The sequence below is a fragment of the Aeromonas sp. QDB30 genome, assembly GCF_027707645.1.
In the GTDB taxonomy this organism is placed as follows: Bacteria; Pseudomonadota; Gammaproteobacteria; order Enterobacterales; family Aeromonadaceae; genus Aeromonas; species Aeromonas caviae.
Genome location: NZ_JAPCIY010000046.1, coordinates 1 through 15,116, shown reverse-complemented (window position 1 = coordinate 15,116; position 15,116 = coordinate 1). Strand labels below are relative to the sequence as shown.

Genomic DNA, 15,116 nt, shown 5'->3' with positions numbered 1-15,116 from the left:
AGGGCTACCTGTGGGGGCCGGCTCAGGGGCATGGAATGGCATCCAGCAGCAGGGTGATGAGCGCCTCGCTATCGAGGTTGTCCGCCAGCGCCTGATAACTCGGGATGAGGCGGTGGCGCAGCACGGCTGGCGCCAGTTGCTGGATGTCTTCGGGCAATACGAAGTCGCGCCCGGCGAGCCAGGCCCGGGCCCGTGCGGCTCTTGCGAGGCCGATGCTGGCTCTGGGACTGGCCCCCACCGCGACCAGGGGGTCTAACTCGGGGCACAGGCCGCTGCCGGGGCGGGTGGCGCACACCAGTTGCACCAGATAGTGCTCGAGGCGCCCCTGCATCTGTACCCCCTGAACGGCGGTGCGGGCTTCCAGCAGGTCGGACTGGCTGAGGGTGACCGGCGGCGTCGGCAGGGCGTCGCCACGGGCGTTGAGTTGAAGGATGGCCAGCTCCATGGCGGGGCTGGGGTAATCCACCAGCAGCTTGAGCAAGAAGCGATCGAGCTGGGCCTCCGGCAGGGGATAGGTCCCTTCCTGCTCGATGGGGTTCTGGGTGGCGGCGACCATGAAGAGGGAGGGCAGGCGCCAGCTCTTCTTGCCCACGGTGATCTGGTGCTCGGCCATGGCCTCCAGCAGGGCGGACTGCACCTTGGCCGGCGCCCGGTTGATCTCGTCCGCCAGCACCAGGTGGTTGAACAGGGGGCCGGGTTGAAACACGAAACTTGCATCCTGGGGATGGAAGACCTCGCTGCCGGTGAGATCGGCTGGGAGCAGATCCGGGGTGAACTGGATACGGGCAAAGCGCCCCTCCACGGCACCGGCCAGCGCCTTGACCGCCCGGGTCTTGGCAAGACCGGGGGCCCCCTCGATCAGCACATGTCCTTCACATAACAGGGCGATCAGCAGCCCCTCGATGAGGGGGCCCTGTCCCAGGATCTGGCTGCCCAGATAGTCTCCAAGTGCTCTGAACTCGGCCGCTGCCATGCGATAAACCCGTTGTTTTTATGGAAGTTGATCTTTTTATACCCCAGTTGGCTCACAAGGGCGAGGGAGGGTGGCAAGATGGGGGGCAATTTAGTTTCAATCAGCTGTATGAAAGTTGTGAGCGGATTGTTAAGATGTGGCGCAATGAGGTCAGACCTCTGCCTTTTTAACCCAAGGAGCCAGGATGAAACAGCCATTGAAACTGACGACTCGCCAGGGCGAACGGATAGCCGTCGTGGCGGGTCTGCGCACCCCCTTTGCCAAGCAGGCCACCGCTTTTCACGGCGTGCCTGCGGTGGATCTGGGTAAACTGGTGGTGAGCGAGATGCTCGCCCGTACCGATCTCGACCCCAAGCTCATCGACCAGCTGGTGTTCGGCCAGGTGGTGCAGATGCCGGAAGCGCCAAACATCGCCCGGGAGATCGTGCTCGGCACTGGCATGAGCGTCAGCACCGATGCCTATAGCGTGTCGCGCGCCTGCGCCACCAGTTTCCAGGCGGTGGCCAATGTCACCGAATCCATCATGGCCGGCACGGTGGACATCGCCATCGCCGGCGGTGCCGACTCCTCTTCCGTGCTGCCCATCGGAGTCAGCAAGTCTCTGGCCCGCGCCCTGGTGGATCTCAACAAGGCGCGCAACCTCCAGCAGCGTTTCAATATTCTGCGCCGTCTGCGCCTGAAGGACCTGCTGCCGGTGCCCCCGGCCGTGGCCGAGTATTCCACCGGTCTCTCCATGGGGCAGACCGCCGAGCAGATGGCCAAGACCCACCAGATCAGCCGCGAGGCGCAAGATGCGCTGGCCCACCGCTCCCACACCCTGGCGGCCGAAGCCTGGGCGCAGGGCAAATTGAATGGTGAGGTGTTCACCGCCCACGTGCCCCCCTACAAGTCGCCGCTGGAGCGGGACAACAACATCCGTGAAAGCTCGGATCTGGCGAGTTACGCCAAGCTCAAACCGGTCTTTGACCGGGCCCACGGTTCGGTGACGGCCGCCAACGCCACTCCGCTTACCGACGGCGCCGCCGCCGTGCTGATGATGCGCGAAGGGCGTGCCCGCGAGCTGGGTCTGGAGCCGCTGGGTTACATCCGCAGCTTCGCGTTTTCCGCCATCGACGTATGGCAGGACATGCTGATGGGCCCCTCCTATGCCACGCCGCTGGCGCTGGACCGTGCCGGCATCACCCTTGGGGATCTGACCCTCATCGACATGCACGAAGCCTTTGCCGCCCAGACGCTGGCCAACCTCAAGATGTTTGCAAGCGCCGAATTTGCCCGTGACAAGCTGGGCCGGGATCAGGCCATTGGCGAGGTGGACATGGAGAAGTTCAACGTGCTCGGCGGCTCTTTGGCCTTTGGTCACCCCTTTGCCGCCACCGGGGCGCGCATGATCACCCAGACCCTGCATGAACTGCGGCGCCGGGGTGGGGGATTGGGGCTCAACACCGCCTGTGCGGCGGGTGGGCTGGGTGTGGCCATGGTGCTGGAGGTGGAATGATGAGTGCCAAGACTTTTTCTCTGGATATTCGCAAAGACGGCATCGGCATCCTCACCATGGATGTGCCCGGTGAGAGCATGAACACCCTGAAGGCCTCCTTTGCGGACGAGATCCGCACTCTGCTGGCCGAGGTGAAGGGGAACGGGGATCTGATCGGCCTGGTGATCGTCTCCGGCAAGAAGGACTCCTTCGTTGCCGGGGCCGACATCGCCATGCTGGCGGCCTGCACCAGCGCCCAGGATGCCGAAGCGCTGTCCCGGGCCGGACAGGACGTGTTCGCCGAGATCGAAGCCCTGGGGATCCCGGTGATCGCCGCCATTCACGGCCCCTGCCTCGGCGGCGGGCTGGAGCTGGCGCTCGCCTGTCATGGCCGGGTGGTGACCGATCACGGTAAAACCGTGCTGGGCCTGCCGGAAGTGCAGCTCGGCCTGCTGCCGGGCTCCGGCGGTACCCAGCGCCTGCCGCGCCTCATCGGGGTAGCCAAGGCACTGGATCTGATGCTGACCGGCAAGCAGGTGCGGGCCAAACAGGCCAGGAAGCTCGGGCTGGTGGATGACATGGTGCCCCCGTCCATTTTGCTGGAGGCCGCCATCAAGCTTGCCAAGAAGGGCAAGCCGCGCCACCACCTGAAACGGGATCTGCAGGGCAAGGTGCTGGAGACCAACAAATTTGGTCGCAAGGTGCTGTTCGATCAGGCCCGCAAGGGGGTCAAGGCCAAGACCCGGGGCAACTACCCGGCGCCGGAGCGTATCATCGAGGTGGTGCGCATCGGCGTGGAGGAGGGGATGCAGGCCGGCCTGCTGGCCGAAGCCCGCCACTTCGGCGAGCTGGTGATGACGCCGGAATCTGCCGCCCTGCGCTCCCTCTTCTTCGCCACCACGGAGATGAAGAAAGAGGTGAGCTATCAGGGGGCCGAGCCGCGCAAGGTGGGTCATGCCGCCGTGCTGGGGGGCGGCATGATGGGGGGGGGTATTGCCTTCGTCACCGCCACCAAGGCGGGGGTACCGGTGCGGATCAAGGATGTGGCGAGCGCCGGCATCGGCAACGCCATGCGCTACAGCTACGACATCCTCGCGAGGAAGCTCAAGCGTCGCCAACTGCTGCGCAGCGAACTGGAGAAACAGATGAGCCTGCTCACCGGCACCCTGGACTACTCCGGCTTCCACCGGGTCGACATGGTGGTGGAGGCGGTGTTCGAGGATATCGATCTCAAGCACCGGATGGTGCAGGACGTGGAGCGCGAGTGCGCTGAGCACACGGTGTTTGCCTCCAACACCTCCTCCCTGCCCATCCACCAGATCGCCTCGGCGGCGACGCATCCGGAGCGGGTGGTGGGGCTGCACTACTTCAGCCCGGTGGACAAGATGCCGCTCGCCGAGATCATTCCCCACGCGGGTACCAGCGCCGAGACGGTGGCCACCACCCTGGCGTTCGCCCGGGCCCAGGGCAAGACCCCCATCGTCGTGAAGGACGAGGCGGGTTTCTACGTCAACCGCATCCTGGCCCCCTACATGAACGAGGCGGCCCGCCTGGTGCTGGAAGGGGAGCCGGTGGAGGTGCTGGACGGCGCCCTGCTCGACTTCGGCTTCCCGGTGGGCCCCATCACCCTGCTGGACGAGGTGGGGATCGACGTGGGGGCCAAGATCTCCCCCATCCTCGAAAAGGAGCTGGGTGGTGAGCAGTTCCAGGCCCCCAAGGCGTTTGACAAGCTGCTGGAAGACGATCGCAAGGGGCGCAAGAACGGCAAGGGCTTCTACCTCTATGGCAAGGCGGCGCCGCGCAACCGGCTCACCGGCAAGGAGGGCAAGAAGACGGTGGACGCGAGCGTCTACGACGTGCTCGGCGTCAAGCCCCAGGCCAGGCTGGCCAGGCAGGAGATCGCCGAGCGCTGCGTGCTGCTGATGCTCAACGAGGCGGCCATGGCGCTCGACAGCGGCGTGGTGGCCTCGGCCCGGGACGGCGACATCGGCGCCATCTTCGGTATCGGCTTCCCCCCCTTCCTGGGCGGTCCGTTCCGCTACATGGACAGCCTCGGCATCGACTATCTGGTGGGGCGTCTTGAGCACCATCAGAAGCGCTTTGGCGACCGCTTCGCCCCCTGTGCGCGGCTGAAAGCGATGGCGGCGGAGCAGCAGACCTTCTACTGATGGCTCTCGACGGCATACATCGAGCGAGGCGACCCCAAGGTCGCCTCGCTTTTTGTTGGGCGTAACTTTCCGGTTTGGGGCGGGGGCGCGAAGAAAAACGGGGCGGGGAGGGGGAAAACCTTGATCTGGCGCAAACTGGTGCCCCATTTATTACTTTGGTGGCATAGGACTCAGGCGCGGGTTGAGGTCAAATAGTCTCATCAGGAACGGGGGCGACCCCGTCACGAAAGGGACACCCATTTCACTGGATGAAGGACACACTATGAGTCTGCTCGAACAAACCATCTGGAACATATTGGGATACGGGGCCATGCCCTTTATCTTTCTGAGTGGCTTCGTGGCCGTGGCAGTCACCTGCTGCCTGCTGCTCAATGCCTTCGGGGTCAAGTCCGCCGAGAAGTGAGTCACTCTCGTTCATGCCGCCAAATGCCAGTCCTCGGACTGGCATTTGTTTTTTGTGTCTTCTGAAGCACTTGCCCGCCCCTGATGGGGTAAACGGAGCGCAAGACGGTCGAACCCGGCGGCCATTTTGATTACACTGACGCCCGGCATGTCCGCCCCTTTCTCTTTTATCAGGTGTTCACGACTTCTATGGCGCTCAAGGCAACCATCTTCAAGGCCCAGATCAGCTTGTCTGACATGGATCGCAATCTCTATCAGGACTTCTCCCTCACCCTGGCCCGTCACCCCTCCGAGACCGACGAGCGCATGATGATCCGCCTCGCGGCCTTCGCCTGGCATGCCGCCGAGCGGCTGGAGTTCACCAAGGGGCTCTCTGCCGACGACGAGCCCGAGCTCTGGTGCAAGAACTATTCCGATGAGATTGAACTCTGGATTGAGCTGGGTCAGCCGGACGAGCGCCGCCTCAAGAAGGCATGCAACCGCTCTCGCCAGGTGGTGCTCTACCTCTATGGCGGTCGTGGCACTAGCGTCTGGTGGAAGCAGAACCAGGGCAAGCTCGGTCTGCACGACAACCTGAGCGTCATCGAACTCTCCGACAGCCAGACCCTGCCCCTGGCGGCCATGGTGGAGCGCACCATGCAGCTCACCTGCACCATCTCCGACGGCCAGCTCTGGGTCAGCAACGGCAGCCAGGAGGTGACGCTGGACCCCGTGGTGCTGATGGGACGCCCGGCCCGCGAACTGTAAACGGAATACCCATGTTCAGCGCCCTGCTCAATATCGTCATTCCCGTGTTTGCGGCGGTGGGCCTTGGCGCCCTCTATGGACGGTTGCGACCGGGCGGGGCCCTGGGTTATGTCAACCGGGCCAATATCGAACTCTTTACTCCGGCGCTGGTCTTCTCGGCCCTGGTGAAATACCCCTTGGATCTCGCGGCGCACTTGCCCCTTGTGGGGGCCGGTGCCCTGGTGATCCTGCTGCCCGGCTTGCTGCTCTCCCTGCTCAAACTCAAGGAGATAGAGCGGGCCGCGCTGATCCTGCCCGCCATGTTTCGCAACACCGGCAACCTCGGCATTCCGCTGATGGTGCTCGCCTTTGGCGAGCAGCAGCTCGGCGCCATCGTCATCCTCTTTGTGCTCTCCAACCTGCTCCACTTCTCGGTGGGCATGTTCATCCTCTCGGCCAGCAGCTCCCGCTGGCTCTGGCTGAGAAGCCCCGTGCTCTGGGCCGCCTTCGCCGGGCTGCTGGTGGCCAACCTGCATATCCCGCTGCCGGAATACCTGGTGACCAGCGCCGCCCTGCTCGGCCAGATAGCGGTGCCCCTGATGCTGTTTGCCTTAGGCATCCGGCTGATGGAAGGGGAGCTGGATCACCAGGGGCTGGCCCTCAAGTGCAACCTGCTCTATCTGCTGGCGGGGGGCCTCTCCCTTGGGCTCGCCGTCTGGCTGCTGCCCCTGGAGCCTGCCTGGATCCCGCTGCTGACACTCTCGGTGGCACTGCCCCCGGCGGTATTGAATTACATCCTGTGCGAGCAGTACCAGTGCCAGCCCGACAAGGTGGCCAGCATAGTGCTGGGCGGCAACGCGCTCTCGATAGTGGTGATCCCGCTGGCGGTCTGGTTGGCGCTGCATCTGGGGAGTTGACCCGGTCTTATTTTCACCTGCAAGGACGCCTGATGGCGTCCTTTTTATCGCCATCGTGCATGTCCGATGTTGCTTTGCTCATCGAGCACAGCCGAGCTTGCTCGCTTATCTGGCAAGGTCTTGAAACAGGTTCTGGTTAGCCGGATAAGGCAGAAAGTGGAAGGGGGAGGAAAGGGAATAAAACCGGGCGGCCAAGGCCGCCCTGTTTATTGATGGGGAGCAGGTTGCACCTGGCCATCCTTGCGCAGCTGGGTATAGAGGCCAACTCCAGCCATCAGGCCGGCGAGGGCCAGCAGTGTCCAGATGGCGGTGGTGGGGCGGGTGCCCGCGTCCCCCAGCATAAAACCGATAAGCAGGTTGCCAAAGAGTGCCATGCAGCCGCCGGCGCTGGCATAGAAGCCGTAGTAGCTGGCGAGCTGGTCAGGGGGAGCGTAGCGGGGCAGCTGGGCGGCAAAGAGCGGGAAGCAGAGGATGGAGCCCAGGGAAAACAGGGCCACCTGCGTCAACACGCCTGCCGTCGGCCAGGGGGAGAGCAGGGGCAGGGCGAGATAGCTCAGCCCCATCAGCCCTATGCCGAGCCCCATGGCGAGCGGCACCCCCAGACGGCGCTCCACCAGGCGCGATGCCGGCAGCTGGAGCAGGACGCCGATCACCGCCGAGAGGGTGAAGACGCCGCCGAGCAGCCGGGTGGCGTCCGGCAGGCTCTGGATATGGGCGGGCAGGGCCAGATAGAGCTGGTGGAACAGGATCTGGTAGCTGCCCGCGAGCAGGGTGAACCCCATGAAGGGGCGCTGGCGCAGGATGTCCCCCCACTGGCGCAAGATGGCGCCGCGCGGGCTCTGGTTGGCCACCGGGCGTTTGGGCAGCACCCGATACTGCAGCACCCCGAGCAGGGCGAAGAGGCTCGCCGCCAAGAGCCCTGTCAGGGCATAGCTCTGCTGGGTCAGGGTGAGGCCGACCAGGGGGCCGAGCAGCATGCCCGCCTGGCTGGCGAGATTGTGCAGGGCGAAGGCGCGCTGGCGCTGGCTCGGATTGTGGCATTCGCTCGCCAGATAGGCCTGGGCGCAGGGGGTGAACAGGGCCCCGGCAAAGCCAGTCAGGGTCGCCGCCAGCAGCAGTATGGGCAGGGACTCGGCCCAGCCCAGCAGCAGGAAGCCGACCGATCGCACCAGGCAACCCCAGACGATGGCGGGGTGATAGCCGATGCGATCCCCAAGCGTCCCCCCTAGCAGGAACAGCCCCTGCTGGCTGAAGACCCGCATCCCCATGACCAGGCCACAGGCCCAGCCGGCCAGGCCCAGGCCGCTGCCCATGTGCTGGGCGAGGAAGGGCATCATCATGTAGAAGCCGAGGTTGAAGGCGAGCCCATTGGTGATGAGCAGGCGGGCGGCCGGGCTCATACCCTGCCAGTCCCGCCAGTAGGAGGCGCCGTTCATGGTCGCCTCCCGCCACCGTGTCGGGAGGAGGTCGCCGGGGTGGCGCAGCACTGTGTCATGACGTCTTTCGCAGGGTTCTGAGGAAGGGGATGCCGCGCTGATCGTGGCTTATCTCCACCGGCACCTGGTAGAGGCGCTCGATGAGGGCCGCGTCGAGCACCCGGGCGGGGGGGCCGAAGGCTTGGAGCTCCCCCCCTGCCAGCACGATCAGCTGATCGGCAAACTGGGCGGCCAGGTTGAGATCGTGCAGCACCACCAGGGTGATCCACTGCTGATCCCGGGTCTGCTGGCACAGGTGCTCCATCAGCTGCATCTGGTGGTGCAGGTCCAGGGCGCTGACCGGCTCGTCCAGCATCATGATGCGGGGATCGCGCAGCAGCACCTGGGCGAAGAGCACCATCTGCCGCTGGCCGCCGCTCAGGGAGTAGAGGGGGCGATCCGCCAGATGGGCGATGCCGAGCGCCTGCAGGGCGCGGCCGGCCGCCAGTATGTCCTCGTCCGCGAGGCGCATGGAGAGGCTGTCGAGGCGCCCGAGCACCACCACCTCGATGACGCTGAGATCCAGCTCCAGCTGGATGTTCTGGGGCATGTAGCCAAACTGCTGGCGCCACCTGGCCTGCGTCATCTGGCGGGCACTCTGGTCCCCGAGGCGGATGTCGCCACTGTCCGGGGTCAGCTCGCCGAAGAGGGTGCGCATCAAGGAGGTCTTGCCGGTCCCGTTCGGGCCGATGATCACATGGACCTGACCCGGATGCAGAGTGAGGCTGAGATCCCGCAGCAGGGTCTGCTGGCCGAGGGAGAGGGAGAGTCGGGATATTTCAAGCACGTTTACGCCCCCTGCCGAGGATCAACCAGATGAAGAAGGGCACGCCAATGAGCGCGGTGACGATGCCGATGGGGAAGAGGGCTCCCGGAATGATGGACTTGGAGAGCACCGAGGCCGCCGAGAGCATGCAGGCCCCGCACAGGGCGGAGAGGGGGATCAAAAAGCGCTGATCTTCCCCCACCAGCATGCGGGCGATATGGGGGGCCACCAGGCCGACGAAGCCGATCACGCCGACGAAGCTGGTGGCGGTGGCGGTGAGCAGGGCGACCAGCACCAGGGTCTTCATGCGCAGCCTGTCGACGTTGACTCCGAGGCTGCGGGCACGGGCTTCCCCGAGGCGCAGGCTGGTGAGGGCCCAGGCATCCCGGTAGATGAGCAGGGTGCAGATCAGGGTGACGACGGCGGTGATGATCAGGGAGTCCCAAGTGGTGCGCATCAGGCTGCCAAACAGCCAGAACAGGATCTGCTGGTTGAGCTCGGGGGAGGAGAGGAACTGCAGCAGGGAGAGCAGGGACTGGAACAGGAACAGCAGGGCGATGCCCGCCAGGATCAGGGTCTGGCTGCTGACATGGCGCATCATGGCCAGCCCAAACAGCAGGCAGGCGGCAAACATGCACACAATGAAGGCGCCGGCCGGGATGGCCACTAGGGGGGAGAGCCCGAGGCCGCCGGTGTAGAGGGCGAGCGCCGCGCCCAGGCCCGCCGCCGCCGCGAGCCCCAGGGTGTAGGGACTGGCGAGGGGGTTGTCCAGCAGGGTCTGCATCTGCACGCCGCCAAGGCCGAGGGAGGCGCCGACCACCAGGGCCATGAGGGCGATAGGCAAGCGCATGTCGTGGACGATGGTGCGGGTCATGGGATCGGCCTGGGCGGGGGAAACCAGGGCATCGATCACGTCGTGCAGGGCCAACAGGGAGGGGCCGGTGGCGATGTCGAGCACCAGGGTAATGCACAGGACCAGGGTGAGCAGCAGGAGCCAGTGCCAGCGACGGCGCTCCCGTTGCCGCTGCCGGGCGAGGGTCTGCTGCAGGGCAGCCAAATCATTCATGATGTCAATCCTGAAACGGGCGCCGCAAGAGGCGCCCACACAATCCAAGAGGGTTGCTGAAGAGGGCGTGGCCGAGGTGGGCCGCACCCGAATTGCCGGGGTTAGCTTGCGTCATCCTGCTTGATGCCCAGCATGAAGGTGCCCTGGGGACGGATGGGCAGGTAGTGCTGGTAGAACGCCTGATAGGTGGCCAGGGGAGCGAGATCCTGGAAAAGGTCCGGATAGAGGGCCTTAGCCATGAACTCGATGAGGGCGGCATCCATGATGCTGCGGGTGGCGCCGTGATAGACCGCGTAGAGGCGACCCTCCTTCACCGCAGGCAGCTCGCTCCAGCCCGGACGGGCAGCAAAGCCTTGCAGACGCTGGCGCACGGTCTCTGCCGACACATCCTGGCCCACCTGCATGGCGACGGCACTGCTCACGCTCTCGTAGCCCGCCATCAGGATCACCTCGGGCTTGCTCGCCAGCAGTTGTTCCGGGTGGATGGGGCCCCAGCGATCGACGAAGGGGGCGGCCACGTTGTCGCCACCGGCCAGCAGGGCCATGGCGCCCCACATGTCCTTGCCATAGGTGTAGCTGTACTCGGCCGGACCCTTGTCACCCAGCTCGATGTAGACCCGGGGCGGCGTGCGCTTCGCGGCGGCGATGCGGGAGGTGATGGTGTCAATCTTGGCCTTGTACTCGTCGGCCATCTTCCGGGCGCGGGCCTCCTGGCCGGTCAGCTTGCCAAGCAGCAGGGTGCTCGCCATGTGCTGTGTCAGGGTCTGGGCGTTGTAGTCGATGACCACCACCGGGATCCCCGCCTGCTCAAGGCGTGGCAGGTCGGCGGCCAGGGCCTCATATTGCCACTTCGCCAGGATCACCAGGTCGGGCTTGACCGCCAGGGTCTTCTCGATGGAGAAGCTCTGATCCTGTACGTTGCCAAGGTCGGGGACCTTGGCCAGTTGTGGCTGGCTGGCCACGTAGAGAGACCAGATGGCGGGACGGGACTTCATGAACCAGCCCAGGGACATGCCCACCAGGCGTTCGGCCCCGCCTTCACCGGCCACCGCCAGGTAATCTTCGGGATAGAAACCGAGCACGATGCGGCTTGCCGGAAGGCTGAGGGAGACCTTGCGGCCCATCACATCTTCCACTTCAACGGGGGGGGCGGCCTGCGCCATCCAGCTCACCAGGACGAGCTGGCCGAGCAGCAGCAACTTTGCCAGGGGGTGACGAAACATCTTGTAGCACCTCGAGAATAGAGACGGTCAAAAAAGAAAGTGAGAACTATTGCCATTCGCGAGCGCAAAAGCAACAAACGTTTGTGTCATCCCCTCTCTTGTTATTTCTGTCATTACTGAAACCGGTTCCACAAGAGCACCAGGAGAGAGTCTCATCCCGCGGTTTTCTGCCTTCTCGGGCCACGAAGGGGGTGGCGCCCGGTATGGCACCCATGGATTTGCCCATGATTCGGAGTCTGTGAGTGGCGCTGTTCACGAAATGGTACCGGGCAGAGGCCGCCGTAGTGTTCCCCCCGTCTGCCCCGGAGCCGATGTCGCTCCCTGACGGAGGCAGCCAGCAGGGGCTGGGGGGCGACAACTTACTGCGCAGCGATGGCAGACACTGCCCATTCGGGTATTGCCCGTCACCTTGGCGCAACATTTTGTTGTCATTGTTAGCCAGCTCGCAGCAGCCCCGGCGTCGACGGGGCAGAGTGGGCGCGCAGTTTCGGCCGGGGGCTGACATGCCTCCCGCTGATGGCTGCATCCAAGGTGCTGCGGCCCGCCTTGTGCGGGGCGCCAATAACATGATCTGCAAATAAAAAAGGAAACTGACCATGTCAGGAAGACACTCTCTGGTGGCGCTGGCCGTCGGGCTGGCGCTCGCTGGACAGGCACAGGCACAACTGCTCATCACCGAATACCTGGAAGGGTCCGGCAACAACAAGGCGGTGGAGCTGAGCAACCTCGGCAGCGACGCCGTCGATCTCTCACAATACCGGCTGGCCCTCTACGCCAACGGCAAACCCATCAGCGAATCCCCCACCAACAGCCTGGCGCTGCAAGGCACCCTGGCCCCGGGCGCCAGTCTGGTGCTGGCCAACCCCTCCGCAAATGCCGAGATCCTGGCCAAGGCCAATCAGACCAGCGGCAACCTGGTGTTCAACGGCGACGATGCCCTGGTGCTCTATCGCGGCAGCGAGATAGTGGACAGCTTCGGCCAGGTAGGGGTGGATCCGGGCACGTCCTGGGTCTCCGGCAACGTTTCGACCCTGGACATGACCCTGCGCCGCAAGGCCACCGTCACCATGGGCCGCACTGATGCGACGTCGCCTTTTGATCCGGCGCAGGAATACGTGGCCGCCCCGAAAGATGACGCCAGTGGCCTGGGTTGCAGTGGCGATGGTCCCTGCGATGGCACCCAGCCGCCCGCCTTCGTCTGCCCGGTGGATCAGTTGGTGCCGGTGCCCGCCATTCAGGGCCCCGGCACCAGCAGCCCCCTGGTGCCAGCCGGCAAGTTCGAATCGGAACAGGCTTACGCCACCCGCGGCGTGGTGACCCAGGTAGTGAGCGGCCTCTACAAGGGCTTCTTCATTCAGGACGAGCAGGGGGACGGGAATGCGGCTACCTCCGACGGCCTCTTCGTCTACACCACCAAGGCCAACGCTGCCGTCGTGCCGGGGGCCGAGGTGTGTGTGTCTGGCAAGGTGAAGGAGTATTTCAACCAGACCCAGATCAACGCAGACGAGCTGGTGGTGACCCGGCCGCAAGGGGCCATCCCGGCTGCGGTGGATCTGCTGCCGGTGGCGGGCGAGAGCCTGAGCCAGCTGCTGGAGCGTCACGAGGGGATGCAGGTACGGCTGGTGCCCGGTTCCAGCCTGGTGGTGACCCGCAACTTCAGCTTCGATTACGACGGCAAGCGCAACAACCTGGTGCTCTCTTATGGCGCGCCGCTCATCAAGTCGACCCAGAAATTTGCCGCCATGAGCCAGGAGGCGAGCGACTGGGCCCTTCGCAACCAGCAGAACCAGCTGGTGGTGGAGACCGACGCCAAGGCGCCGGACGGTGTGCTGCCCTGGTTCCCCGGCTTCAACGCCGAGGACGGTTACCTGCGCATCGGCGACAAGCTCAACGGGCTGGAGGGGGCGCTTGGTTACTCCTACAACCTGTTCAGGCTGGTGGCCAGCAATCGCATCGACGCGAGCCAGATAGATCACAGTGGCTGGGATCGGGTGGAAACGCCGGAACTTGCCGAGGCGGGGGATCTGCGGGTCGCGAGCTTCAACGTGCTCAACTTCTTCACCACGGTCGTGGGCGGGGATGCCAACCCCACCGGCAGCAACCGGGGCGCCCTGACGGTGGCGGAGTTCGAGTTGCAGCGCACCAAGATAGTCAGCGCCATCACCCGCCTCAATGCCGACGTGGTGGGGCTGATGGAGATCGAGAACAACGGCTATGGCGACAACTCCGCCATCGCCAATCTGGTTACGGCCCTCAACGCCGCCCAGCCGGACGAGGCGGATCACTACCGCTGGATTGCCTCGCCGGATGGCAAGCCCATTGGCACCGACGCCATCACGGTGGGGCTCATCTACCGACCCGCCAAAGTGACCCCGGAGGGGGCCGCCAGCCTTATCGCGCTGCCGGTGCAGCAGGCCGAGGCGGTGGACGCCAGCGGCAAACCGGTGACCATCAATCAGGGGATGCGCGAGTCGCTGGTGCAGCGTTTCAGCTCGCCCAAGGGGGATGCGCCCCTGACCCTGGTGGTCAACCACCTCAAGTCCAAGGGCTCCGCCTGCTTCGAGGATTACCCCGACTACGCCAGCGCCGATCCGCTGGATGGCCAGGGCCACTGCAACGCGCTGCGGGTCTCCGCCGCCAAGGTGCTGGGGGAGCACCTCAAGGATCTGGCCGGGGATCTGCTGCTTATCGGCGACATGAACGCCTATGGCATGGAGGATCCCATCCGGGTGCTGACCGACTATGATCCGGCCGCCCAGGCGCGCCAGATCATGAGCGCCTCCTTCACCACTCTGGCGGGTCAGCCCTTCGAGGAGAGCGGCAGCGCCCTTGGCAAGGGGTATGGTCTGGTGAACCTCAATACCCGCTTCCATGGCACCGACACCTACTCCTACAGCTACGAAGGGGAGCTCGGCAACCTGGATCACGCCCTGGCAAACCCGAGCCTCGCGGCCAAGGTGATCGGCATCGAGGATTGGCACATCAACTCCGCCGAGAGCAACTTCTTCGAGTACGGCACTAAGTACAGCGGTCAGCTGGCGAAATCCGAAGGGCCCTTCAGCGCCTCGGATCACGATCCGGTGCTGGTGGCCATCCAGTATCCGCAGCCACCCGCCGGGGTATTGAGTCTCGAGAGCGCCGCTGCGAACGTGGAGGAGGGGAATACCTTGTCCCTGAGTGTCAGTCGCAGCGATGGCAGCCACGGGGAGGCGAGCGTCAGCTATCGCATCGTCTACGGCAGCGGGGACACAAGCGACGTGGCGCCCCTCACCGGCACCCTGCACTGGGCCGCCGGGCAGAGCGAGCCCCAGACCATCAGCATTCCGGTGAAGAGCGACACCCTGCACGAGGGGGACGAGACCTTTACCCTGGAGCTGTTTGACCCGAGCGGCGCGGCCCTGGGGGATCAGCACCAGACCCTGGTGACCATCAAGGACAAGCTGGCGCCGTCCACCATCTCGCTGGCGCGCGCCAGCATGACGGTGAACGAGGGGCAGTGGTTTGCCGAGATCCCCCTGGTGCGCAGCGGCGATCTGAGCAAGCCGGCCCGGGCCCGGGTGGCCCTTGACGGAGTCACGGCGCGCTGGGGGCTGGATTTCCTGCCCTGGTTCAGCCAGACCGTGAGCTGGGCTGCGGGCGAGGGGGGCAGCAAGTCGGTCAAGGTGCTGATCATCGATGACTGGTTTGTGGAGCCCACCGAGCAGTTGAGGGTGAGCCTCGATCGGGTGGAAGGGGGCCAGCCCGGCGCCCTGCAGCAGACCCGGGTCGACATCCAGGACAACGACAAGTCCTGGTGGCCCTTCGGTCGCCACTGAGGATGACGTCTCAATATAAAAAGGGGCCTGCGGGCTAATGCCAGTCAGTTAAGCCTGACTGGCATTGTTTTTACTAGGTTTTCTCGTCGCATACTTCTGTGGTTTGGCTTT

At 64.8% G+C, this 15,116-nt stretch carries 11 protein-coding genes; 6 read left to right on the top strand and 5 right to left on the bottom strand.

What is annotated here, in order from left to right:
- Nucleotides 1–22: 22 nt before the first annotated feature.
- Complete coding sequence (locus PG896_RS13990; protein WP_039039116.1) at nt 23–973, bottom strand: AAA family ATPase; 951 nt, start codon at nt 971–973, stop codon at nt 23–25.
- A 184-nt stretch (nt 974–1,157) separates the two neighbouring features.
- Between PG896_RS13990 and fadI the strand changes: the two genes are divergently transcribed.
- The 5 genes from fadI to PG896_RS13965 all read left to right on the top strand — a co-directional run bounded on the left by fadI (nt 1,158) and on the right by PG896_RS13965 (nt 6,660).
- Nucleotides 1,158–2,468, top strand: a complete 1,311-nt coding sequence (gene fadI / locus PG896_RS13985; protein ID WP_039039117.1) for an acetyl-CoA C-acyltransferase FadI — start codon at nt 1,158–1,160, stop codon at nt 2,466–2,468.
- Nucleotides 2,468–4,615, top strand: coding sequence for a fatty acid oxidation complex subunit alpha FadJ (fadJ, locus tag PG896_RS13980; RefSeq protein WP_270835816.1), 2,148 nt, complete (start codon nt 2,468–2,470; stop codon nt 4,613–4,615). Before fadI ends, fadJ begins: the two co-directional genes overlap by 1 nt.
- 262 nt (nt 4,616–4,877) lie before the next feature.
- Nucleotides 4,878–5,018 carry a TIGR02808 family protein gene (locus PG896_RS13975; protein WP_005325161.1) on the top strand — a complete coding sequence of 47 codons (141 nt, stop codon included), beginning with the start codon at nt 4,878–4,880 and terminating at the stop codon, nt 5,016–5,018.
- A gap of 188 nt (nt 5,019–5,206) precedes the next feature.
- On the top strand, nt 5,207–5,764 hold the full coding sequence (locus tag PG896_RS13970) for a YaeQ family protein (protein ID WP_010674671.1): 558 nt from the start codon (nt 5,207–5,209) through the stop codon (nt 5,762–5,764).
- 11 nt (nt 5,765–5,775) lie between these two features.
- Nucleotides 5,776–6,660 carry an AEC family transporter gene (locus PG896_RS13965; RefSeq protein ID WP_053288214.1) on the top strand — a complete coding sequence of 295 codons (885 nt, stop codon included), beginning with the start codon at nt 5,776–5,778 and terminating at the stop codon, nt 6,658–6,660.
- Nucleotides 6,661–6,866: 206 nt separating this feature from the next.
- On the opposite strand, the gene PG896_RS13960 is transcribed toward PG896_RS13965, so the two are convergent.
- From PG896_RS13960 to PG896_RS13945, 4 genes are all read right to left on the bottom strand, one after another.
- Nucleotides 6,867–8,096: an MFS transporter gene (locus PG896_RS13960; RefSeq protein ID WP_270835815.1), complete on the bottom strand. Its 1,230-nt coding sequence runs from the start codon at nt 8,094–8,096 to the stop codon at nt 6,867–6,869.
- Between the two features lie 55 nt (nt 8,097–8,151).
- On the bottom strand, nt 8,152–8,922 hold the full coding sequence (locus PG896_RS13955; protein ID WP_052815035.1) for an ABC transporter ATP-binding protein: 771 nt from the start codon (nt 8,920–8,922) through the stop codon (nt 8,152–8,154).
- A complete protein-coding gene (locus PG896_RS13950; RefSeq protein ID WP_053288212.1) occupies nt 8,915–9,967 on the bottom strand; it encodes a FecCD family ABC transporter permease in 1,053 nt (350 codons plus the stop codon). The genes PG896_RS13955 and PG896_RS13950 overlap by 8 nt, the downstream gene beginning before the upstream one ends.
- A gap of 101 nt (nt 9,968–10,068) precedes the next feature.
- Nucleotides 10,069–11,190, bottom strand: a complete 1,122-nt coding sequence (locus PG896_RS13945; protein WP_052815033.1) for an ABC transporter substrate-binding protein — start codon at nt 11,188–11,190, stop codon at nt 10,069–10,071.
- Nucleotides 11,191–11,786: 596 nt separating this feature from the next.
- Here PG896_RS13945 and PG896_RS13940 point away from each other — a divergent pair.
- Nucleotides 11,787–15,005, top strand: coding sequence for an ExeM/NucH family extracellular endonuclease (locus PG896_RS13940; protein ID WP_270835814.1), 3,219 nt, complete (start codon nt 11,787–11,789; stop codon nt 15,003–15,005).
- The last annotated feature ends 111 nt before the right edge of the window (nt 15,006–15,116 follow it).